The organism is Campylobacter concisus (assembly GCF_050447445.1).
Classification (GTDB): Bacteria; Campylobacterota; Campylobacteria; order Campylobacterales; family Campylobacteraceae; genus Campylobacter_A; species Campylobacter_A concisus_BI.
This window is the reverse complement of the sequence record NZ_JALMFW010000001.1, coordinates 355,469-377,782: the sequence shown is the minus strand read 5'-3', so window position 1 is coordinate 377,782 and position 22,314 is coordinate 355,469. Positions and strand designations below refer to the sequence as shown.

Annotated in this window: 27 protein-coding genes and 5 tRNA genes; 6 read left to right on the top strand and 26 right to left on the bottom strand. The window is 35.5% G+C overall.

From position 1 onward, the window contains the following. Window positions 1-11: 11 nt before the first annotated feature. From rplL to MTT30_RS01925, 13 genes are all read right to left on the bottom strand, one after another. Window positions 12-392, bottom strand: a complete 381-nt coding sequence (gene rplL, locus MTT30_RS01985; RefSeq protein ID WP_103593119.1) for a 50S ribosomal protein L7/L12 — start codon at window positions 390-392, stop codon at window positions 12-14. Window positions 393-422: 30 nt separating this feature from the next. Continuing rightward, window positions 423-908: a 50S ribosomal protein L10 gene (gene rplJ, locus MTT30_RS01980; RefSeq protein WP_021090459.1), complete on the bottom strand. Its 486-nt coding sequence runs from the start codon at window positions 906-908 to the stop codon at window positions 423-425. A 104-nt stretch (window positions 909-1,012) separates the two neighbouring features. Continuing rightward, entirely contained in the window at window positions 1,013-1,714 is a 702-nt protein-coding gene (gene rplA / locus MTT30_RS01975) for a 50S ribosomal protein L1 (protein ID WP_021091006.1), read from the bottom strand. 59 nt (window positions 1,715-1,773) lie between these two features. Next, complete coding sequence (rplK, locus tag MTT30_RS01970) at window positions 1,774-2,199, bottom strand: 50S ribosomal protein L11 (RefSeq protein ID WP_021091067.1); 426 nt, start codon at window positions 2,197-2,199, stop codon at window positions 1,774-1,776. A gap of 10 nt (window positions 2,200-2,209) precedes the next feature. Then, window positions 2,210-2,740: a transcription termination/antitermination protein NusG gene (gene nusG, locus MTT30_RS01965; RefSeq protein ID WP_054196403.1), complete on the bottom strand. Its 531-nt coding sequence runs from the start codon at window positions 2,738-2,740 to the stop codon at window positions 2,210-2,212. 14 nt (window positions 2,741-2,754) lie between these two features. Beyond that, a complete protein-coding gene (gene secE, locus MTT30_RS01960) occupies window positions 2,755-2,934 on the bottom strand; it encodes a preprotein translocase subunit SecE (protein ID WP_087585687.1) in 180 nt (59 codons plus the stop codon). Between the two features lie 17 nt (window positions 2,935-2,951). Next, window positions 2,952-3,027, bottom strand: a tRNA-Trp gene (locus MTT30_RS01955). Between the two features lie 19 nt (window positions 3,028-3,046). Continuing rightward, complete coding sequence (gene rpmG, locus MTT30_RS01950; protein WP_087585686.1) at window positions 3,047-3,205, bottom strand: 50S ribosomal protein L33; 159 nt, start codon at window positions 3,203-3,205, stop codon at window positions 3,047-3,049. 56 nt (window positions 3,206-3,261) lie between these two features. Further along, window positions 3,262-4,461: an elongation factor Tu gene (gene tuf, locus MTT30_RS01945; RefSeq protein ID WP_087585685.1), complete on the bottom strand. Its 1,200-nt coding sequence runs from the start codon at window positions 4,459-4,461 to the stop codon at window positions 3,262-3,264. Window positions 4,462-4,535: 74 nt separating this feature from the next. Further along, window positions 4,536-4,610: transfer RNA gene (locus tag MTT30_RS01940), tRNA-Thr, on the bottom strand. A gap of 126 nt (window positions 4,611-4,736) precedes the next feature. Further along, a tRNA-Gly gene (locus tag MTT30_RS01935) sits at window positions 4,737-4,813 on the bottom strand. A gap of 7 nt (window positions 4,814-4,820) precedes the next feature. Further along, window positions 4,821-4,905: transfer RNA gene (locus tag MTT30_RS01930), tRNA-Tyr, on the bottom strand. Window positions 4,906-4,958: 53 nt separating this feature from the next. Then, window positions 4,959-5,034 (bottom strand) — tRNA-Thr (locus MTT30_RS01925). A gap of 237 nt (window positions 5,035-5,271) precedes the next feature. Here MTT30_RS01925 and MTT30_RS01920 point away from each other — a divergent pair. After that, window positions 5,272-5,520, top strand: coding sequence for a hypothetical protein (locus MTT30_RS01920; protein WP_021090800.1), 249 nt, complete (start codon window positions 5,272-5,274; stop codon window positions 5,518-5,520). A gap of 208 nt (window positions 5,521-5,728) precedes the next feature. On the opposite strand, the gene MTT30_RS01915 is transcribed toward MTT30_RS01920, so the two are convergent. The 11 genes from MTT30_RS01915 to hemB form a co-directional block, all read right to left on the bottom strand. Further along, window positions 5,729-6,367 (bottom strand): response regulator transcription factor, encoded by a 639-nt coding sequence (locus MTT30_RS01915; protein ID WP_429800801.1) that lies wholly within the window; start codon window positions 6,365-6,367, stop codon window positions 5,729-5,731. 18 nt (window positions 6,368-6,385) lie between these two features. Continuing rightward, the gene (locus tag MTT30_RS01910; RefSeq protein ID WP_429800800.1) at window positions 6,386-6,877 is read right to left on the bottom strand and encodes a DUF5416 family protein; all 492 of its coding nucleotides are present in this window, start codon (window positions 6,875-6,877) and stop codon (window positions 6,386-6,388) included. After that, on the bottom strand, window positions 6,877-8,343 hold the full coding sequence (locus MTT30_RS01905) for an HlyD family type I secretion periplasmic adaptor subunit (protein ID WP_429800799.1): 1,467 nt from the start codon (window positions 8,341-8,343) through the stop codon (window positions 6,877-6,879). The genes MTT30_RS01910 and MTT30_RS01905 overlap by 1 nt, the downstream gene beginning before the upstream one ends. Before the next feature lie 2 nt (window positions 8,344-8,345). Beyond that, window positions 8,346-10,484 carry a type I secretion system permease/ATPase gene (locus MTT30_RS01900; RefSeq protein ID WP_087579855.1) on the bottom strand — a complete coding sequence of 713 codons (2,139 nt, stop codon included), beginning with the start codon at window positions 10,482-10,484 and terminating at the stop codon, window positions 8,346-8,348. A 3-nt stretch (window positions 10,485-10,487) separates the two neighbouring features. Beyond that, window positions 10,488-12,437, bottom strand: coding sequence for a LapD/MoxY N-terminal periplasmic domain-containing protein (locus MTT30_RS01895; protein ID WP_429800798.1), 1,950 nt, complete (start codon window positions 12,435-12,437; stop codon window positions 10,488-10,490). Continuing rightward, complete coding sequence (locus tag MTT30_RS01890) at window positions 12,434-13,090, bottom strand: transglutaminase-like cysteine peptidase (protein WP_054196396.1); 657 nt, start codon at window positions 13,088-13,090, stop codon at window positions 12,434-12,436. Before MTT30_RS01890 ends, MTT30_RS01895 begins: the two co-directional genes overlap by 4 nt. A 19-nt stretch (window positions 13,091-13,109) precedes the next feature. Then, window positions 13,110-14,780: a TolC family outer membrane protein gene (locus tag MTT30_RS01885; RefSeq protein ID WP_429800797.1), complete on the bottom strand. Its 1,671-nt coding sequence runs from the start codon at window positions 14,778-14,780 to the stop codon at window positions 13,110-13,112. A 115-nt stretch (window positions 14,781-14,895) separates the two neighbouring features. After that, entirely contained in the window at window positions 14,896-16,257 is a 1,362-nt protein-coding gene (gene hemN, locus MTT30_RS01880) for an oxygen-independent coproporphyrinogen III oxidase (RefSeq protein ID WP_429800796.1), read from the bottom strand. After that, the gene (locus tag MTT30_RS01875) at window positions 16,250-16,735 is read right to left on the bottom strand and encodes a DUF2603 domain-containing protein (RefSeq protein ID WP_087579851.1); all 486 of its coding nucleotides are present in this window, start codon (window positions 16,733-16,735) and stop codon (window positions 16,250-16,252) included. The genes hemN and MTT30_RS01875 overlap by 8 nt, the downstream gene beginning before the upstream one ends. Next, window positions 16,732-17,649 carry an ornithine carbamoyltransferase gene (gene argF, locus MTT30_RS01870; RefSeq protein WP_429800795.1) on the bottom strand — a complete coding sequence of 306 codons (918 nt, stop codon included), beginning with the start codon at window positions 17,647-17,649 and terminating at the stop codon, window positions 16,732-16,734. Before argF ends, MTT30_RS01875 begins: the two co-directional genes overlap by 4 nt. A gap of 1 nt (window position 17,650) precedes the next feature. Further along, window positions 17,651-18,622, bottom strand: a complete 972-nt coding sequence (gene hemB, locus MTT30_RS01865) for a porphobilinogen synthase (RefSeq protein WP_429800794.1) — start codon at window positions 18,620-18,622, stop codon at window positions 17,651-17,653. A 68-nt stretch (window positions 18,623-18,690) separates the two neighbouring features. On the opposite strand from hemB, the gene ribA reads away from it, so the two are divergent. The 5 genes from ribA to htpX are packed head-to-tail and all read left to right on the top strand — an operon-like array spanning window position 18,691 to window position 21,251. Next, window positions 18,691-19,254, top strand: coding sequence for a GTP cyclohydrolase II (gene ribA, locus MTT30_RS01860; protein WP_429800793.1), 564 nt, complete (start codon window positions 18,691-18,693; stop codon window positions 19,252-19,254). Continuing rightward, the gene (gene rsmG / locus MTT30_RS01855) at window positions 19,254-19,820 is read left to right on the top strand and encodes a 16S rRNA (guanine(527)-N(7))-methyltransferase RsmG (protein WP_429800792.1); all 567 of its coding nucleotides are present in this window, start codon (window positions 19,254-19,256) and stop codon (window positions 19,818-19,820) included. The genes ribA and rsmG overlap by 1 nt, the downstream gene beginning before the upstream one ends. Then, a complete protein-coding gene (locus MTT30_RS01850) occupies window positions 19,817-20,011 on the top strand; it encodes a hypothetical protein (RefSeq protein ID WP_009294554.1) in 195 nt (64 codons plus the stop codon). Before rsmG ends, MTT30_RS01850 begins: the two co-directional genes overlap by 4 nt. Further along, entirely contained in the window at window positions 20,008-20,373 is a 366-nt protein-coding gene (locus MTT30_RS01845; protein WP_429800791.1) for a hypothetical protein, read from the top strand. Before MTT30_RS01850 ends, MTT30_RS01845 begins: the two co-directional genes overlap by 4 nt. Before the next feature lie 8 nt (window positions 20,374-20,381). Then, the gene (gene htpX, locus MTT30_RS01840) at window positions 20,382-21,251 is read left to right on the top strand and encodes a zinc metalloprotease HtpX (protein ID WP_429800790.1); all 870 of its coding nucleotides are present in this window, start codon (window positions 20,382-20,384) and stop codon (window positions 21,249-21,251) included. A 237-nt stretch (window positions 21,252-21,488) separates the two neighbouring features. On the opposite strand, the gene MTT30_RS01835 is transcribed toward htpX, so the two are convergent. Both MTT30_RS01835 and MTT30_RS01830 read right to left on the bottom strand, forming a co-directional pair. Beyond that, a complete protein-coding gene (locus tag MTT30_RS01835; RefSeq protein WP_429800789.1) occupies window positions 21,489-21,890 on the bottom strand; it encodes a hypothetical protein in 402 nt (133 codons plus the stop codon). Next, on the bottom strand, window positions 21,881-22,312 hold the full coding sequence (locus MTT30_RS01830) for a peptide deformylase (RefSeq protein WP_072594848.1): 432 nt from the start codon (window positions 22,310-22,312) through the stop codon (window positions 21,881-21,883). Before MTT30_RS01830 ends, MTT30_RS01835 begins: the two co-directional genes overlap by 10 nt. Window positions 22,313-22,314: the final 2 nt, after the last annotated feature.

Sequence of the window (22,314 nt, the reverse complement as noted above, 5' to 3'; positions counted from 1 at the left end):
ATAATAAAAAATTATTTAAGTTCAACCTTAGCACCAGCTTCCTCAAGCTCTTTTTTAGCTGCCTCAGCCTCATCTTTGCTAACGCCTTCTTTAAGAACAGATGGTGTACCCTCAACTGCGTCTTTGGCTTCTTTAAGACCAAGACCAGTAAGCGCTCTAACAACTTTAATAACGTTGATTTTCTTATCACCAGAATCAACCAAGACAATGTTAAATTCTGTTTTTTCCTCTGCTACAGCTGCTGCACCGCCTGCTGCAACAGCACCACCAGCTACCATTACAGGAGCTGCGCTAACACCAAATTTCTCTTCGAACTCTTTTACAAGTTCACTAAGTTCAAGCACAGAAAGATTAGATATAAACTCTAATACATCTTCTTTAGTAATTGCCATTTTTAATCCTTATTATTTTTTTAATTTAAATTAAGCTGATTGTTCTTTTTTCTCTTTAAGCGCATTCAAACCAATTGTAAAATTTTGAATTGGCGCATTCCAAACTTGTAAAAGCATCGCAATAAGCTCATCACGGCTAGGCATTTTAGATAGAGCTTTAACTTTATCAACACTAGCAACTTCGCCATCAATATAAGCTGTTTTTATTTTGAAAAGATCAGCATTAGACTCTTCAAATTTTGCGGCTACTTTAGTTACTGCTAATTGATCTTCACTCCAAAGATAGATATTTGTATCTTTGAGTTCCATTCCGACTTTATCAGAATTTTTAAGAGCAATATTTGCAAGAGTATTTTTAATAACCTGAACTTTTACATTTTGTTCTTTAGCAGAATTTCTTAAAACTTCAAGTTTCTTTACTGAAAGGCCACGATAGTCACAAACTACAATAGCTTCAGCAGTTTTAAATTCACTCTCTAATTTTGCAACAACTTCAGTTTTTTCGTTACGTGTCACTTTTTCTCCTTTCCGACCGGTAATTTCAAGCAGAGCGGGTCGAATCAATTAAGCCCAATGGCCTCGGCTATCTCCAATCTAAGATATAAATTTTAATTTTAGTTTTATTTTAAGTCCATAACTTCTTGAGTATCAAGAGCTATAGATGGGCTCATTGTCAAAGACAACGAAGCATTTTTAACATATCTACCCTTTGCAGTTGCAGGCTTATGTTTATTGATCGCTTTAATAAATGTTGAAATATTTTCATTTAGTTGTTCTTTAGTAAAATTAACTTTACCAAGGCCTGCATGTATATTTCCTTGCTTATCAACACGGAAATTTACTTGACCACTTTTTGCATTATTAACTGCTTGTGCAACATCCATTGTAACTGTACCAGTTTTTGGATTTGGCATTAATCCTTTTGGTCCTAAAATTCTACCGACCTTACCTACAAGGCCCATTAAATTTGGAGTAGCTATAAGAACATCAAAATTCATTATACCTTTTTGAATATCTTCGACCAAATCATCTGCACCAACAATATCAGCACCAGCTGCTTTAGCCTCATCAGCTTTAGCATCTTTTGCAATAACAGCAACTCTTACAGTTTTACCTGTACCAGCTGGCAAAACTACTGAACCACGAACCATTTGATCAGCATGTCTTGGATCAACATTTAATTTTAATGCAATCTCAACTGTTTCATTAAATTTAGCAGAAGCTAGAGTTTTGACCGTATCAATAGCCTCACTAAGATTATAAATTTTATCTTGCTCTACTTTTTTGAGCAATTCTTGAAATCTCTTGCTAGTTTTTCCCATAAATTTCTCCGCATATATATTGCTTCCGTCTTTTGCTAATCAACCTGACGGTAAAGGCTTTAGTCTACTACTTCGACACCCATTGAGCGAGCTGAGCCAGCAATAATCTTGGCTGCTTGCTCTTTATCATTTGTATTCAAATCAACAAGTTTTTTCTCAACTATTTCTAGAACTTGAGCTTTTGTCAATTTGCCTACTTTATTTTTTAAAGGATTATCAGTTCCTTTTGTTATACCTGCAGCCTTTTTAATAAGATCTGTAGCAGGAGGCTGTTTTGTGATAAATGTAAAACTCTTATCAGCATAAACAGTTATAACAACTGGAATATTAAACCCAACCATATCTTTTGTTCTCTCATTAAAGGCTTTACAAAATTCCATAATGTTAACACCCTTTTGTCCAAGTGCTGGACCAACTGGAGGGCTAGGATTTGCTTTTGTTGCGGCAATTTGTAATTTTATTTCACCTATAACTTTTTTAGCCATTTCTTGCTCCTTAAATTATCTTCTCAACTTGCGAATACAAAATATCAACAGGGGTGCTTCTACCAAAAATAGAAACATTAAGTCTAAGTTTTCCATGTATCATGTCATACTCTTCAACAATACCTGTAAAGTTAGCAAAAGGACCTTCTGTTATACGAACACTCTCACCATCCTCAAAGAATATCTTAGGTTTTGGTGCAGCTCTTTTTTGAACTTTTTCTAAAATAGTATTTATATCTTTTTCAGATAATGGTGTAGGTTTTTTAGCTTCACCAATAAAACGTCCAACTTTTGGCAAAGACTGAATTCTGTGCCAAAGAGCTGTATCAAGATCTAAGCATGCAAAAGCATAGCCTGGGTAAAGAGTTCTTTCGTTGATTTTTTGCTTGCCATTTTTTATTTCTATTACATCTTCTGTAGGAACTATAACTTCTTTTAGTTGATCTTCTATTCCATGATCTTTTACTAAGTTTTCAATTCCTCTTTTTACTGCCATTTCGCTTCCAGCGTAAGTCTGTATAGCATACCATTTATGTGACATTACTTTTCCTTATCTCATATAACTTTAGATAAAACAAAGGACATAATAACATCAACAAGAGCTAAAAAAAGTGAAACAACAGCAACTACGATAAAAACTGCAAAAAAAGCATTTCTAATTTGTTCTTTTGTAGGGTAAATAACCTTCATTATTTCCAATTTAGAAAGCTTAATATAATTTATAAATTTTTCCATAATCTTAACCTTCGTTGTGGCAGGGCAAGAGGGATTCGAACCCCCAACCATTGGATTTGGAATCCAGCGCTCTACCGTTGGAGCTATTGCCCTAATAGCTGCTTATTCTTAGTTAGCTTTTTAATTTAACTTCTTTATGAACAGTATGTTTTTTTAATCTTGGGCAATATTTTTTGAGCTCAACCTTTTCTGTAGTAGTCTTACTATTTTTTGTTGTAGTATAGTTTATATCACCACTTTCAGAGCATTTTAAACCGATTTTAATTCTCATATATATTCCTTATTATAGAAAGCCAAAGGGAATTCCCTTTAGCAAAATTTTATAAATTAACCAAGTATTTTTGAAACAACACCTGAACCAACTGTTCTACCACCCTCACGGATAGCAAAACGAGTACCTTCTTCAAGCGCAACTGGAGCGATTAACTCAACAGAAATTCTTATGTTATCACCTGGCATAACCATTTCTGTACCCTCTGGAAGAGTAATAGAACCAGTAACGTCGGTTGTTCTTACATAGAATTGTGGTCTATAGTTGTTAAAGAAAGGAGTATGGCGACCACCCTCTTCTTTAGTTAGAATATAAACCTCACCCTCAAATTTTGTATGAGGGGTAATTGATTTAGGCTTGCAAAGAACCATACCACGCTCAACGTCCTCTTTTTTGGTACCACGGAGAAGAACGCCGACGTTGTCGCCAGCCTCGCCTTGATCCATCTCTTTTCTAAACATCTCAACACCAGTAACTGTTGTTGTTTGTGTAGGTTTGATACCAACGATTTCTATTGTGTCACCAACTTTAACAACACCTTTCTCGATTCTACCTGTTACAACTGTACCACGACCTGAGATTGAGAAAACGTCTTCGATTGGCATAAGAAGATCTTTATCTGTAGCACGAACTGGAGTTGGAATATAGCTATCAACTGCATCCATTAGTTCCATAATTTTTGCTGACCATTCGCCATCTTGTCCAGCTTTTGCTTCATTTAAAGCTTGAAGAGCTGAACCAGCAACAATTGGAGTGTCATCGCCTGGGAAGTTATACTCATTAAGTAGTTCGCGGATTTCCATCTCAACTAGCTCAAGTAGCTCAGCGTCGTCAACCATATCAGCTTTGTTCATGAAAACAACAATATAAGGAACACCAACTTGGCGAGATAGCAAGATGTGCTCTCTAGTTTGTGGCATTGGACCGTCTGCTGCAGAAACAACTAGAATGGCGCCATCCATTTGAGCAGCACCTGTAATCATGTTTTTAACATAGTCGGCGTGACCTGGGCAGTCAACGTGAGCATAGTGGCGTTTCTCTGTCTCGTACTCAATATGTGAAGTAGCAATTGTAATACCACGCTCTTTTTCTTCTGGAGCATTATCAATATTATCATAATCTTTTAGCTCAGCAAGTCCTTTGCGTGAAAGAACAGCAGATATTGCAGCTGTTAATGTAGTTTTACCATGATCTACGTGACCAATAGTACCTATGTTTACGTGCGGCTTGTTACGTGAAAATTTTTCTTTAGCCATCTTTTCCTCCGTATGTGATATATGTCTTTTTTCTTACCAAATTTGTATAATCATAATAAAATCATATTAACCAGTGGAGCTCATAGCGGGACTTGAACCCGCGACCTCTTCCTTACCAAGGAAGTGCTCTACCTCTGAGCCATATGAGCGAAAAACGCTTGGCAGAGATGATTCCAATTAAATAATACAAACAACTAAAAATTTTGAAAATAAAGTAAGGAATAACTGTGTTTAGTAAAATCTAGATACAGCTCCCAGTTTATTTTCCCAAATTTTGGAGCGGGAAACGGGGCTCGAACCCGCGACCCTCAGCTTGGAAGGCTGATGCTCTAGCCAACTGAGCTACTCCCGCATAACAATGGTGGTGAGACGTGGATTCGAACCACGGAAGACATAGTCAGCAGATTTACAGTCTGCCCTCGTTGGCCGCTTGAGTATCTCACCTTAAACATTAATAAACTATTTTGGTATTTTCTGGTCAAACACTGTTACAAAAATGGAGCTGGTGAACGGACTTGAACCGCCGACCCACTGCTTACAAGGCAGTAGCTCTACCAACTGAGCTACACCAGCACCTATTTTGTGAAGTGGCAATTATATATCAAAACAAGGTAAAAGTCAAGGGAAATTTAAAAAATTTTCATAAAAATTAAAATCATAAAATACAGCCATTTAAGAATACAAATTTTTATTACATTTAAATCCGTAATGCACTATTAAGTATTTATGAAATATGTATAATTTTTATGGTTTTATTTTTTTTAAAAGCTAAAATTTCTATAATTACAAAAAAATATATAAGGATTTAATATGCAATTTTTACCTTGGGCAATAATTTTATTACTAATTTACGTAATTTATTTTCTAATGATACGTTATGAGAAAAGAATATCAACTCTTAGCAAATTAATTGAACAAAATAGTGATGGTATTAAAGAAAATAGGGATTTGATTGGACAAAATAGATCGCTTATTGAAAAAAATAAACACGATATCGAAAAAAATACAAAAGACATTATAACAAATGTTGAAAAAGTAGATATTGATTTAGAAGACTAAAGTTTCTGGTTTTTTTGTCTCAGCTATTAATCAATTTGCTAGAATTTTTTATTTAAGATTTTAGCAAATTATTTTTTATTTGAAAATTTTATATTTATTGTATTCTTCAGCTAGTAAAAGTTATGTATGTATTTCTTATGGGCGCATGTATAAAAATTTATGGTTTTTGAAGAAGAATCTTAATTTTTTCAAAAAATAAATCAAGATTTTATGCATCAAGCTGCTTCATTAAAAGCACAAGCCCTATTCTATCCTTTACATTTAACTTACTATAAATCGAGCTTGTATGTGCTTTGACTGTTCTTAGTGTAATACCTGTTTTTTCTGAAATTTCATTATTTGTTAGACCCCGATAGATCAAATCTGCAATTTCTCTTTCCCTTAAACTAAGCTCAGAGAGGTCAGTCCTTTTATCTGCCTTTTCACTTTCACTATTAATATATGAGCCGGTTAGCTCACTAATCATTGCCTGAACAAATTCTTGGTAAAGCCATATATTTCCATTAAAAATAGCTTCAAAAGCATCTTCAAAGTGTGTCTTTCTCATGTGAGAATTTGCATAGCCCTTGATTCCAAGCGTAAGCAGATGCTTACCTTCGTTTATCGTTGGCCTATTTGAGAGTGTGAGTATTTTTATATTTGGTGATTTTTCAATTATATTTTTTATAACATCATCAATATTATCTTTAAAAACATCAATATCAATGCCTATAATATCAATATCATCATTTATATGAGAAAAAAACTCTTTTCTATTATGTATAAATTTCACATCGCTATTGCCAGTAAAATAGCTTCTCCAAATATTGTTTAATGCACTATTTTGTGTAAATAAAATAACTTGCATTACCTTTCCTTGGATTATTTATATGATTCTTTCATAAATTTTTTTATTATTTATAAAAAAATCTATATGACGACTTTCGCCGTTTTTGTGTATCTTGTAATCTATTAATGAGAAAAATTTAGTAACCACTGAGGATTTTTCTTCTAAAAAAATAGTCATTTCAAAAAAATCTTGTGATATAGCATATTTATAAGGAGTATTTAAATCTAAAATTCCGAGATCAAAGTCAAATTTATCCAAACTCTGGTCAAAGCCTTTTATTAAAATTTTAATGCTTCTTACTATATCATCTTGAATTTTTATATTTTCAAATAGTTTTTTATGTCTACTAGCAACATCTACTAATTGTAAAAATTCTATTTCACAATCACTAAATTTAAATCGTTCAATTTCATCATTAACTATATCGCAGCAATGATCATCTTTTATGAGATAGAAATTTTGTAAATTTTGAAATTTTTCAATCTCATATTCACCAAATTTCTTATCATAAAAAGCGATCTTGCCCATTACCTCTCCGTTAAGGCATTTTGTTTTGCCTTTAAAATAGGCTTTAATAAATAATCAAGTATTGTCTTTTTGCCGGTAATGATATCAGCTGAGACTATCATACCAACTTTTATCCTAAGTGGCTTTTCTTCGCTACCAAGATAATTTTTTTCAGTTTCTATCCTGACCAAATAATAGCTCTCGCCAGTTTTTTCATTAGTCTCCGTATCGGCACTAATCTGCGTTACTTTGCCTTTTAAACCACCGTAAATACTAAAATCATAAGCCGTAAATTTAACCATCGTATCAAGTCCAGGCCTCAAAAATGCAACATCAGCTGGTTTTACTTTTACTTCAGCAACCAATTTATCCTCAAGAGGAACGATCTCGGCAATATTTTCGCCAGGCTTTATAACTCCCGATACGGTATGAACCATCATTTTGCTGACGATACCATTTACTGGAGATCTTACATATGTTCTTTCCACTCTATCACTTAGGCTGATTTGTGATTCATTTATCCTTGCGATCTCTGCTGAAACTTCATTTAGCTCTTTTTTTGCATTATTTTTAAAAGCAAGTTTTGCTTCTTCGATCTTATTTTTCGCTTCTTTTATAGTTGATTCAACTCTTGGTACAGCAAGAACAGCAGCATCAAGCTCGCCTCTTAGATCGTTTACACGTCTTTGAAGCTGGATGTATTCAACCTCACTAACAAGACCTTTTTTAAAGATTGGCTCCATAATGGCCTTTTCTTTTAGAACAAGGTTGTAGCTATTTTGAGTTTGAGAAATTTTATTTTTTAGTTCGACTAATTCACTCTGGCGTTGATGAATTTGCTCTGTTAAAATTCCTATCTGTTCATTTAAGTGATCGATATTTGAACTATGCAAACTTAGCTCATATCTTATGGCTTTGCTATTGTTCGCATCTCTAGCTTCATCGTAGTCAAATTCCTTATCATTCGCCTCAGCATCAAGTCTCATAAATTTTGCTTGAAGTTCATCAAGTCTTAGTTTTGACTCACCATAACTACTCGTAAAATTTTTATTATCTAGCCTTATTAGAATTTGATCTTTCTTGACTTCATCGCCCTCTTTTACAAAAATTTGATCGACTATACCGCCTTCGAGATTTTGTATCGCTTGGTTTTTTCCAGATGGGATGATTTTACCACTACCTCTTGTGATCTCATCTATTTGTGCCCAAGAGGCCCAAACAAGAAGCCAAAACATAGTTATAGCAACCGTATAGAGTATCTTTTTAGATGTTGATGGGGCTTTAGCCAAAACAGCCTCAGAAAGACTTGACATAAATTTCAAATCATAAGCATCATAATTTTTTGTTTGAAGATTAGACTTTATGTCATCTACACTATTTAAAATTTTATTACTAGCTTCCTCTTGTTCTTTTATGCTATTTTCAGAAATTAATCTTTTTTCAGTTTTTGGATTTTCATTTTGTTTATTCTTGATATCTTCTTGCATGATCACTTCCCACTAAGTCTTGCTAAAACTTCATCTCTTGGTCCGTCCAATAAAATTTTGCCATTATCCATAACTATAAGTCTATCAACAAGATCTAGCATCGACGTCCTATGCGTGACAAGCAGCATCGTTTTATTTGCTGTGTTTGTCTTTAAATTTATTTTTAATTTATTTTCAACTGTATTATCAAGAGAATTTGTTGGCTCATCAAGCAAAATAATAGGACTGTCTAGCAAAAATGCCCTAGCCACAGCTATACTTTGACGCTGTCCGCCACTTATGCCGTCGCCTCTTTCAAAGACTGGCATGTCAAATCCAAGTGGATGGGCATTTACATACTCATCAACTCCGCTTACTTTAGCTGCTTTTATAATCTGAATATCATCAACATATGGTGCTTTTTGAACAATATTTTCTCTAACTGTTCCTTTAAAAAGCACAACATCTTGCGGAACATAACCGATATTTCGCCTAAGATCGGCTGGATCAATTTGATTAATATCAATACCATCAATTAGCACTGAGCCTTCAGTTGGTGAGTAAAGTCCCAAAATGAGCTTTTGTAAGGTAGTTTTTCCAGAGCCATTTTTGCCTATAATGCCAACTTTTTCACCTGGCTGAATAACAAAATTTATCCTATCAAGCGAACCTTTTGTAGTATCTGGATATGTAAAGCTTACATTCTTAAACTCGATCTTTCCATCAAAAGAATTTCTTCTAACAAATTTTTTACCCTCTGGCCTTTCAACAGGCATTTGCATAATCTTACTAAGACTTTGATAGGCTGTTTTTGTCTGCTCAAAATTTGCAGCTAGTGAAGCTACCTGCCCCATAGGAGCGATAGCACGAGAGCTAAGCATAACCGCAGCGATAAGACCACCCATTGTAAGATGTGTATCTTGTATCATATAGACACCAAGAACGATGATAGCAATAGTATTTAATTGCACTAAAAAAGATGTAACAGTGGTTATCGAAGTTGTGATAATTTTTGATTTAATGCTTCTATTTGCTATCTCACCAGTTGCCTCTTCCCAGTTCCATTGTATATGTCCGCTAGCACCAAGAGTTTTGATAGTCTCAAGACTACTAAGGCTCTCTATTAAAATTCCATTTTTTATAGCTGAAGCCTCAAATGTACTCTTAATAGCATTTTGAAGTGGATCTTTTATAAAAAATGTATAACATAAAATAGCTATCATAATAATAATCGGCACTAGTACGATATAGCTTCCTATAAAATAAGTAACTATCAAGAAAATGATCGCAAATGGAAGATCGACAATGGCTGCCAATGAGGCTGATGAGAAGAAATTTCTAACCGTATCAAACTCTTTTAGATTACTAGCAAACGAACCAACAGATTTTGGTTTATTGCTAAATTTCATATCCATAACGCGCTCAAATAAAATAGAGCTCATTATGATGTCACTCTTTTTGCCAGCAATCTCAAGAAAATATGATCTTACAAATTTTAAAAAAAGATCTATGCCATAAACTACACTTACACCAAGTGCCAAGACCCAAAGTGTCTCAACCGCATTATTTGGCACGACACGGTCATATACGTTCATCGTAAAAAGCGGACTAGCAAGAACAAATAAATTTATAATAAAACTTGCAAGAACAACATCAAAATAAATCTTTTTTGAACGTTTTAGAGTTCCCCAAAACCAGTGGTCGTTGCCCGCATCAATTAGCTTTGTTGAGCTAGTATCCTCTGGAACAAACTCGCGCTTTAGATAGTATGCATAGCCTAAATATTCTTCTTTTAATTTACTTATTTCTATCGTGCTAGTACCAGTTGAAAGTTCTGGTGTTATGATATTTGCTGTCTTTTTATCTTTACTAAAAGATTGCAAGATGCAAGCTTTTTTGCCTCTAAGCATTAAAATGCAAGGTAAAACTAAAGGAGAGATTTGTTCAAGATCTTTTCTTACAAGAGTAGAAGCAAAGCCAGCACGAGAAGCAGCACGAGAAAATAAAGACCTTGAGCTTTTAAGTGAAAAAAGCTCAATCTCATCGCCATCTTTTACTGGCAAGCCAATAGTTAAAGCATCAGCACTATATGGATTATTATGAAGCTTGGTAAAAATAACCAAACATTGAAGCAGTTCATCTTTTATCTTATCACTATGCATCTATCATCCAATGTTCTTAATTTCATCTATATAAATTCCTTGCATATTTTTAATGCCAAGATCAATTAGCTTTTTCTTCTGCTCTTCCCCTTCAACACCGATTGCGATCAAAATAATGTCTTTTGAGCTTAAAACAACATCAAGTGATTGTTTTGTGTTTACTCCTGACTTATCACTTAAGAAGTCGATTAAGACATTTGACTGAATTTTTACATAATCAGGGTTAAATTCTTTTAGCTTCTCGATACCTTTTGCGTTAAGCTCGAAGTGGTCAAAACCAAATCCAAAGCCAAGTTCTTTTAATTTTTTAGTAAGCTTAACTATACTTTCTATGCTAATATCGTCTTTATTTGGAATTTCTATATAGTTTTTATATTTCGAAATCTGACTTATCTTTTTAAGTGTAGCTTCAAGTTTTGAAAAATTTTCATCTGAATTTAATATCTCTTTTCCCAAATTTATGGCTAAATTGCCACTTGGCAGGATATTCTCTGGTAAAATTCTGGCTACCCTATTTAAGATATGAAGATCAAGCATTGCACCTAAATTTAACTCATTTACCATCGGCATGAAATATGAGGCCATACGCCATACACCATCTTTATCAACAAGCCTCAAATAAAGCTCATACTGCTCAAAATTTGAATTAAGATCAATCACTTTTTGAGCTGCAAATTTAAATTCATCCTCTTTTATTGAGTCAAAAATAAGCTCTTTATACTTCTCTTTACCAATCACTAAAGTATTTTGATTTTCATTAAATACCTTATATGTAAAGCTACCAGCAGGTCTTGAGCTAGCCAATGTAACGTCAGCCGAAGTAAGAAGTGTCTTGATATCAGTATTTGGTGAATACTCAACTATTGCAGCATTTACTGGATACTCGCTATCATTTAGTGCAAAATTTGCATAAAGCTTTTTAAAATCATTCATAATTTCATCACATAGAGCCAAGAAATTTGATGAATTTCTACCATACGAAAGTACGATGAAATCATTATCGTTGAGCCTTGCAACAATCGCATTTTTATCATTATGGATTGATTTTTCTTGTAAAATTTGAGCTATTTTCATTACAACGCTTTGCCATTTTTCAAAGCCAAGCGTACTTTTTAAATTTATTAGATCTTTAAAACTAACAAGTAGAGCAACGCCACTTGAATATTCTTCACTAGCTAGGTACTCACTAAATTTAGTTTGAAAAAATCTTCTGTTATTAGCACCACTCATTGTATCTTTATATAAAAGTTCTTGATACTTACTAAGTGTGGCCGCTTCTCTCTCAAAAATGTCTTTTACCTTACTAACCATAGAGTTCATAGCTAGAACCATTTTTTTAAGATCGGCTGTAAATGGAATTCTTTTCTGAATAATAAATTTATTATCAAGTATGGCCTCAGCCTGATCTTGAACCTTCATAAGCGGCCTAAAAATAGCTTTTAGAGCGAAATATGCCACCACAAGAGTGACAATTATCATTAGAAGAAGAAAATTAAAAATATTTTTTGAGTTAGTATAAAGCTCATTATAGGCTAGTGCGGTACTACCTTGAACATAAAGCGTGCCAAATTTTGCCCAGCCAGTCATAATCTCGCTATCTGCTATTGGCGCTTCAAACTTGGCTATTTTGTAAAACCACTCAGGAATATCTTTAACAACTGTTTGTTGAGAATTTTCAATAAGAACCTTACCATCAACATCTTCAAGCTTGATAAGCTTGTATCTGCCGCTGTCAAACATAGAATTTATCATTGTTTGAGCCAAGGACATATCGTCTGGATCGATAATAGGTTTTAAAGCAAGTCCAAGCGAATTTGCTGTATGCCTTGCATTTTCACCAAGCTGGTCATTAATATATCCATTTAGGCTCTTAAAATTTAAGTAGCCAACAGCCATAAAAATCATGATACCAAAAGTTATCACGGCGATCATAATTTGTTTAAATAGCGTCATAAATCCTCTTTTCCTATCCTATCTATTAGTTCCATCCACTTAGGATTTTGTTTTTTATTTCCACCTGGTATTGCTTGACCAAGACCTTCTTGTTTTGCCAAGTATAGCGAATCACCATTAAAACTATAAACCGGAACAAGGTCTGTTCTTTGAGTTGCGATTTTTATTTTACCATTTATGTTATCTAAAATTAATGGAATAGATTTTGGTGTATCATAGTATGCTAAAACCATATGAGCTTGATTGTATCTTAAGGCTTTAACATATGTAAAGTATAATTTTTGAGTTGGAATTCCTAGCTGCTTTAGTGTAAAATATTTTGCGATAACGTAGTCTTCGCAGTCACCAGCACCTTTTCCTATAAATTCCATTCTAGTAGCCCAATAATCCTTTTTGTGCCAAAGTTGCATATCATCAACCCATCTAAAAGAGTTAAAAAAGTCATTTACTTTTATTAATTTCTCTTGTTCAGTTGCATCTTGCAACGAAGTCATTAAAGAATTTAGAGCAGAAGCCCTTCTTCTTGCATCTTCTCCATAAATTTTAGCTACCTTTGCTATAGTTGTTGATTTTATAAAATCTCCAATAGCACTTGCTAATAATAAAAAAAGGACGCTTACAATGAGCGTCCAAAAATTTGTCTTGACCCTCATGGTCATTACTTTTACATTTTTATCTTAAATCGTTTTGAATGCTGCAAGCACCTTGAATGTATCTCTTTGCAAAACCTGGTTCAAAGCTATCTGAGATCATTCCCATGTTATCTAACAGTCTGTATTTTGCATAAGATAGTGCTGTCTCAGTTGTAGCGATCTCTTTTAACGCAGAGTTATATTCATTTTCAGCATCAAGTAAGTTTATAAGATCACGACGACCGATTCTAAACTCATCCTGATAAGCATCAAGTGTAGCTTTAGCATATTCAACGTGTTGATTTAGGTATCCCATTTTTTCTTGGTTAAGAACATAATTTTGCCATGAAAATTCCAAAGACTCTTTAAGCTCTCTTACAAGATTATCTAAAGTTTGTTGCTCTTGTTGAACAGCAAGTTGGCTTTTTTCTTTATCTAGTTTATCATTACCTTTATTGTAAAGGTTATAGTTTAGTCTTAAAAGTGCGTCAAATGTTTGTTCTTCATAATTGTCATATAAAACATTTGAATGATCATACGCACCAGATACAACAAGATCTAGTTTTGGCAAGAATGGCGCATTTTTCTCTTTTACAACTGATTCTGCCATAGCAATATTTGATTTTTGAACCAAAAGTGACGGATTGCAAAGAATTGCTTTATTATAAACAGCTTCTTTTGTGCTAGGCAAAGGAAGGCTAAATTCAGGCATTACTAAATTTTTAGCTGCAACTTTTTTTCCATATAATTTCTCAAATGTAGAAAGTGCATCTTCATAGTTATTTTTAGCGGCTGTATAGTTTGATTGAGCTAGGGTATAGCGCGATCCAGCTTGTCTCTCTTCGGAAGCTACGCCATAACCTGATCTTGCTCTATCTTTAATTTGGCTATAAATTTCCTCATGGCTCTTTACGTTTTCTTCTTCAATGTCTAAAATTCTCTTAGTTTGAAGAACTTGTAAGTAAGCATTTGCAGCATTTAATGTAAGTCTATCTGCAGCTTGTGCTACTGAATAAGCAGCTGAATCAAGCCTTGCGCTTTGGGAATTTATTCTATTTTTATCAGCACCACCATTGTATAAATTTTCAACTAAGGTTAGAGATGTGCCAGAAATTCTTCCATCTCCTCTTCTTGTAGAAACTCCATCATCAAGGCGTTTTTTCTCATATCCCACTCTAGCAGCAGCGTCAAGTGTTGGATAATAGGCATTTTTTGCTATTTTTAGATCTTTACCAACTTGTAGATAGTTAAATTCTGTAGCTTTTAAACTTGGATTTTCATTTAAAATAGTCTTTATAACTTGATCTAAAGTCAAAACTCCATCATCAACTTGTGCTACTGGTTTTACTTCAGTTGATATAGCTTGTTCTATATTAGATTTTTTTGTTATTTGAGTATCAGCCACAGGTGCTTTTGCTCTCATTAAAGCATCTTTATAGCCTGATTCGTTTTGAACTTTAACTAATAGACTATTAGCTTCATCCTCAGAGACTGGAGTTGTGTCAATATATAAAAATTTTCGTCCACCAACCTCATAGATACCTGTGGTTAGCCTACTATCAGAAATTTTACTATTAACTTTATTAATAGCACTGTCGATTCTAGCCTGATTATCATCTTGTGCAAATGAAGCTAGAAAAATCCTATAAGGAACATCTTGAGCTGACAGTACAGTTGCTGCCAAAGCACTAATTGCTAACATCTTTTTCATAACTAAGATCCTTTTACCTTTTTTTATCATTAAGTCTATACTTAAATTTTGACACGAATTATACACCAAGAAATATTAAATGCATTTTAAATATCTTATGACAAAAAAATAATTTTTATATAGTCTTAGAAAAACGCCTTAAATTCTCGGGAATTTTCTTTAGATATTCATCAAAACACATTGCAATATTTCGTATTATCAGTGTTCCAGTTTCATTTATGCTGATTTTATCTGCTGTAACATTGACAAATTCGCTTAAATTTTTAAGCTCCTCAAGCTCGTCCTTAAAGTGTTCAAAGAAATTTATATGGAATTCATTCTCGATAGATTTAATATCAAGCCCAAAATTACTCATTAAGTTCATAATTACACTCTTTCTAAGCAAATCTTCATCACTTAGATAAATTCCCTTTGCATATGGCAACTTTCCACTATCGATCGCCTTTTCATACTCGTCCATATCTTTATGATTTTGTGCGTAGTGTCTTTTGCACTCACCGATACTTGTCACGCCTATACCAATAAGATCAGCGCCACCCTTTGTCGTATAACCTTGAAAATTTCTATGCAAAGTACCATTTGCCAGAGCACCAAAAAGCTCATCGTTTGGCTTTGCAAAGTGATCCATGCCTATCATTTTGTAGCCATTTTTAGTTAAAAACTCAGCTGTAAATTTTAAAATTTCAAGCTTCACTTCTGGATTTGGTAGGGTTGTCTCATCAAATTTACGCATTGACTTTTTTATCCATGGCACGTGAGCGTAGTTAAATACTGCGAGCCTATCTGGATCAAGCGTAAGGGCTAGTTCAAGCGTCTTTTTAAAGCTCTCTAGGCTTTGATACGGCAGGCCATAGATCAGGTCCATATTGATTGATTTTATGCCCTTTTGCCTAGCCATTTTTACAGCATTTTGGGTGATCTCATAGGGCTGAATTCTATGAATTTCTTTTTGCACCTTTTCATCAAAATCTTGCACGCCGTAGCTTATGCGGTTAAAGCCATGAGATATGAGCACGTCAAGCTGCTCATTTGTCAAAAATCTCGGATCTATCTCACAACTTATCTCAGCCTCTTTTGAGAAATTTTTAAATTTAGCTTTAATAAGTTTGATGATCTCATCAAGCTGAGCGGCATTATAAAATGTTGGCGTACCGCCACCAAAGTGCATCTGTAAGACCTCAGCACTGGTGTCCAGGTGGTGAGCTAAAATTTCAAGCTCTTTTTCTATATATCTTATATATTTCTCTTTGCGATCCTCTTTGCTCGTGTAGATGACATTACAGCCACAAAAATAACAAGCACTTCTGCAAAATGGCAAATGTAAATAAAGCGAAAGCGGTCGATTGAGATCACGATTTTCAAGCTCTTTTATATAAGCTTCATAGCTAAATTTATCACTAAACTCTGGTGCTGTCGGATAGCTAGTATATCTTGGCCCTGGCCTTGAATACTTCACATAAGCACTAAAATCAATCATCTGCCCTACTCCTTGCCATTTGAATCACCTCTTTTATGTCTACAAATAAATTTGGGTGCTCTTTTTTGATATTTTTTACTAGTTTGTCAAGATCAATATTAAATTGTCTGCTTTTTTTATCGCTTGCGATCTTTTTTATCTCATCCATAGCAACTACCCAAACATCGCTAAAATCAACTGGAATATTTTGCCAGATCGTCTTTTCAAGCCTTAGATCAAAATTTTCTTTTTGAGACTCTTTTAAGGCCTCGATCAAAGCCGAAAGCGATTTTACAGAGATTACTGTGTGTAAATTTTGATTTTCATCAATGCCAAACCATGGTTCTTTTGAGTCCCAAGAGCCACTTTTTAAATTTAAAATATGCTCATTTGGATTTTTGGTTGACACTATCTCAAAGATCGTCTTTTCAGGACTACTCAGCCCAAGACTATTGCCGATCTCGTCTATCTCATCATATATACTTTTCTCTTTGCTCATATTCTTCTCTCATCTAGCCAGACCATTACACCTTTTTGGGCATGAAGTCTGTTTTCAGCCTCACTAAAAATTTCATCCGCGTGCTTCTCAAAAACTGTCTCGCTCACCTCATAGCCCCTATAAGCTGGTAGGCAGTGCAAAAATATCGCATCTTTTTTAGCTAAACTCATCAAATTTTCATCCACGCAGTATCCAGCAAAGTCCTTTAGTCTCTTTTCTTTCTCGGCTTCTTGCCCCATCGATACCCAAGTGTCCGTAGTCACTACATCGGCACCATTTACCGCTTCTTTTATATCATTTGTGATAAAAATTTTCGCACCTGAAATTTTTGCGTTTTCATTAGCCATCTTTAAAATTTCAGCGTCCGCCTCGTAGCCTTTTGGTGTGGCGACTCTTAGCTCAAGTCCTAGCTTGCTTGCTAGCATGAGCCACGAGTGAGTCATGTTGTTGCCATCACCTACGTACGCGACCTTCTCTCCTGCGCTAAATTCTAGCATCGTGAGATAATCCGCCATGAGCTGCACTGGGTGAAATTTATCACTTAGTCCGTTTATCACTGGTACACTTGAAAATTTAGCAAATTCTTCTAGCGTTTCATGCTTATCGACCCTTAGCATAGCCATGCCGCACATCCTGCTTATCACCCTGGCAGTGTCACGGATTGGCTCGCCACGGCCTATTTGTATATCATTTTTGCTTAAAAATAGCGCATATCCGCCAAGCTCATGCATGCCCACATCAAAGCTCACTCTAGTTCTAGTTGAACTTTTTTCAAATATCATCGCAAGCTTTTGGTCTTTAAGATAAGGCTTAAATTCCCTAGCCTTCGCCTCTTTTTTGATCTTGCGGGCTAAATTTACCATCTGCTCGATTTCATCTTTGCTAAAGTCATTTAGCGTCAAAAAGTGCCTCATCTTAGCCCCTTAAAATTTTGGCTGCTTCTTTTGCGTGATATGTGATGATCAAATTTGCTCCTGCTCTTTTAAAGCCAATCAAAGTCTCCATCATAACACGCTCGTAGTCAATGATGCCGGCTTTTGCGCCAGCTTTTAGCAATGCGTACTCACCACTTACGTTATAGACGCAAAGTGGCAGAAGGGTTAAATTTCTAAGCTCTCTAACGACGTCAAGATAGGCAAGTGCTGGCTTTACCATCAAGATATCAGCGCCTTGCGCCTCGTCCTGCAAGCTCTCATTTATGGCCTCCAAGCGGTTTGCACTGTCCATTTGATAGCTCTTTCTATCACCAAAGTTTGGTGCGCTCTGCGCCACATCGCGAAATGGTCCGTAGTAGGCTGAGGCAAATTTAGTTGAGTATGCCATGACTGGTAAATTTTCATAGCCATTGCTATCAAGCGCCTCTCTTAGCGTTGCGATGATACCATCCATCATACCGCTTGGCGCGATCATGTCAGCGCCATTTTGAGCGTGTATCAAGGCTTGTTTGGCTGAAATTTCAAGCGTGGCGTCATTGTCGATGGTGTTGTGCACGTGATCGATTATGCCGCAGTGACCGTGGTCTGTGTACTCGCAAAAGCAAAGATCTGTGATGACAAATAAATTTGGAAATTTATCTTTTATGGCTCGAAGCGCCGTTGCGATGATGCCGTCGTTGCTTAGTGCATCGCTGCCAACGCTATCTTTTAGGCTTGGGATACCAAATAAAATGATCGATTTTATACCCAAATTTACTATCTCTTCGCACTCTTTTAAAATTTCATCGATACTCATTTGATAAACGCCCGGCATTGAAGCGATCTCGTTTTTAACGCCTTTGCCCTCAACCACAAAGAGCGGATAAATGAAGTCATTTACGCTAAGGCTCGTCTCTCTTATCATATCTCTTAGGACTGGATTTATTCTCAATCTTCTAAAACGTTTAAACATATTTTTGCCTTTTCTTTGTTAAAATGCTTGATTTTTAGCTAGTTTAGCACAGTTGGAGTAAATTTAAAATGAAAATAGAAATTTCAAACGCGGCAAATCTACCATCAAGATTTGGCACTTATAAGGTTCAAGCCTTCAAAGAAGGGACAAAAGAGCACCTCGTGATCTACAAAGAGCCTTTGAGTGAGGTGGTAAATCTTAGAATTCACTCCGAATGCCTAACTGGCGATGCGATCGGAAGCCTAAAGTGCGACTGTCGCGACCAGCTAGAAGCGAGCCTAAAATATATCGAAGAAAATGGTGGTATGGTTATCTACTTGCGTCAAGAAGGCAGAAATATCGGACTTTTGAATAAGATAAACGCTTACAGCCTGCAAGACAAGGGCTTTGACACGATAGAAGCCAATCACCAGCTAGGTTTTAAGGCTGATGAGAGGACATATGAAGTGGTTGATTTTATCCTAAATCACTACGACATAAAAGAGGTAAATTTACTCACAAATAACCCATTAAAACTTCACGGGCTAAGCTCGGTAAAGATCGTAAAACGCGTGCCTATCGTTATAAAACCAAATAAATTTAACGAAGACTATCTTCGTGTAAAAAAAGAGCAAATGGGACACATCTTGTGATGAAAAATGAGCTTTGTTTGCCAGCTGAATTTGACGAAAAAGTAAAAGCTTACGCTCAAATTTTTGCTAAATTTAATAAGGTTCATAGCTTAAGCAATTATAAAGACATAAGTGAGCAGGTGCTTGATAGCATAAAGCCGCTTGAAATTTTTGATCTAAGTGCCAAAACTGCGGTCGATGTAGGCAGTGGAGCTGGCTTTCCAGCGATATTTTTAGCCCTTGCAATGCCGCACACTAAGTGGCACCTTTTTGAGCCGATAGCCAAAAAGTCATCATTTCTAAGCTACGCTAAGATCGAGCTTGGCATAGAAAATTTAGAAGTTCATAGCCAAAAGATCGAGCTTGCAGATAAATTTACGGCTGATCTCATCACCTCAAGGGCGCTTAGCAAGACAAAAGAGCTTATAAAAATTTGCGATGGATTTTACGATGAAAATACTAAATTTCTCATCTACAAGGGCTCAAGCGTCATGGATGAAATTTCAGGCATCGACGCGCAAATTTATAATGAAAAAAACAGAAACTACATATATTTTAATCTCAAAAACCGAGGGGAGATACGTTGAAATACTTGCTTTTTGTAGCGATTTTGGTTGCGATTTACATCATATTTTTTAAAAATAGAAAAAAAAGCGACAAGATAAGCACCAGCAACTTCGAAGAGTGCAGCAAATGCGGTGTCTTTAGCGACATCGACCAAATGGTGCTAAGGGACGGAAAATACATCTGTAAAGAGTGCATAAAGGGTGAGAGATGAAAATTTTAGGCGACGAACTGATCAAATTTGAACCGCTATTTCTTTGCAAAAACGAAGATGAAATTTCAAGCGATAGGCAAAATCTCTTTAAATTTGATAGAAATTTTATAAAAAGAGCGCTAGAAGCTGAAGCAAACTTTAGCGTTTTTGTGATAAATATAAATGAAGCCATTATCGCAAACGCGGCTGGAGCAAAATTTATTATCGCAGATATTGACATTGCAAAAGATCTAGCAAAGATAGCTGAGAGCTATTTATTTGATGCACTTATAGCTGTTTTGGTAAAAGATGAAAGCGAGCTAGCACAGCTTGCAAAATTTAACATCGATGCCGCAATCTTGCCAAACGCTATAAAAGAATAAGGACAAAAATGGAAATTTTCAAAACCGCTTTTTTAATGGTTGCTTTAATGCTAATTTTTATCGCCGTTGGTGGATATGTTGGAGGTGAGCATGGCATGATGATCGCCTTTTTGATAGCGGCTGGCACAAATATCTTTTCATATTTTTTTAGTGATACTCTGGTGCTTAAAAGATATAACGCTATCCCTGTCGATGAGAGTAACGCTCACGGGCTTTATGAGATCGTATCTCGCCTCACACAAAAGGCAAATTTGCCGATGCCAAAAATTTACATCATCCCTGAAGAAGTGCCAAATGCCTTTGCCACGGGCAGAAACCCAAGCCATGCAGCCGTTGCAGTAACCGAGGGGATTTTAAAAATTTTAAATGAAAACGAGATCGAGGGTGTGCTAGCTCACGAGCTAAGCCACGTAAGACACTACGACATCCTAACTGGCTCAATCGCTGCCATACTAGCAGGTGCTATCGCAATGCTTGCAAATTTTGCTAAAGTTGGCGGTATTGCTGGGCAGAGTGGCGGTTCAAGAAGAGGTGGTGGTAATGGCATCGTTATGCTAGCACTTGCTATACTCATGCCAATAGCTGCCACAATCATACAAATGGCAATCTCAAGAGAGCGCGAGTACAAGGCAGACAAGGGTGCTGCCTACCTAACAGGACATCCAGAGTGGCTTGCAAGTGCTCTAAGAAAGCTTGAGAGCTACTCAAATTCTTACATCATGCAAAATGCAAGCGAACAAAGTGCTCATATGTTTATCGTAAATCCATTTGGCTCGCTAACTAACAAGCTTAGCGTACTTTTTAGAACGCATCCAAACACTAGCGATAGGATCGCTGAGCTTGAAAGACTTGAACAAGAGATAAAAAGAGGCATGTAGAAAATTTAGTTCTAGTAAAATTTGGACTAAATTTCTTCTTTTTGCTATCTTTTTTGGCTTTAAATATAGACATTTACAAGAAATTTTAAATTTTATGGGCGAGTATATAACGACTCTAAATTTAGTGGCAAGCTTTTCGAGGCCTAAAATCAGTAGTCAATTCTTGCAAGTAATTGAAATTTTAAAATTTGTAAAAAATCAAATTTACAACCAAAAACTGAATTTTAGCCCCAAATTTCACTGCAATTTCTTGCAGTCGCGATCTTCTATAGTGTACTCAAAAATAAGCTCACCATTTTCTGAATAAAAAAGCTCATCCAAGGTAACACCGATGCTTAGCATATTTAAGATCTCTTTATCTTTGCAAGCGGTTCGTAAATTTTCCTTTTTGATAGCTTCGATAAATTCCAAAAGCTCTTTCTCCTCAAGCCTTTTGATCTCTTGCTTTCTTGCGTGTTTGACGGCGTATCTATAAATGAGCGTATCACCGACATTCAATATATCATTAAGTGTAAGTGTTGGCGTGCAGATAAATGGAAGCTTTTTTTTGTAGTAAGTTGCATGATTTTTCGCTGCCATATCTGGCGTAATAGCGAGGGCAAGCGAGTAAAAAAATAGTAAAAAAATGACTACTCGCAACTGCTTTTATCCAAATTTATATCAAAAAAATGCCTACCTTCAAAGCCGTAACTACCACTTAGAGTGATGCCACGATTTAGCACAGCTCTAGCCATACCTGAGTTACAAAGCGCATCTTTTCCATTTTGGTAAAACTCATCTTTTAAAGCTAAAATTTGAGCTTTGTTGTAGCCTTTTATCCTCTTTGTCTTGGTCTCGTTTAAAACAAACTCACCATGTATGTTTAGCCCGCTGCTACTCACATCTTTTAGCGTAATCATCTCATCGACCCTGCTTGGTAAATTTGGCTTTGCAGTTTGGACGACAAAAGCTGGGATCTGCTTAGTATCAAGCTGATTTAATATCTGCTCATAAATCTTAAACTCGCTCTCTTGTACGCCAAAAGCAAGGCTAGCAAGAGCTAATAAAACGATCTTTTTCACAT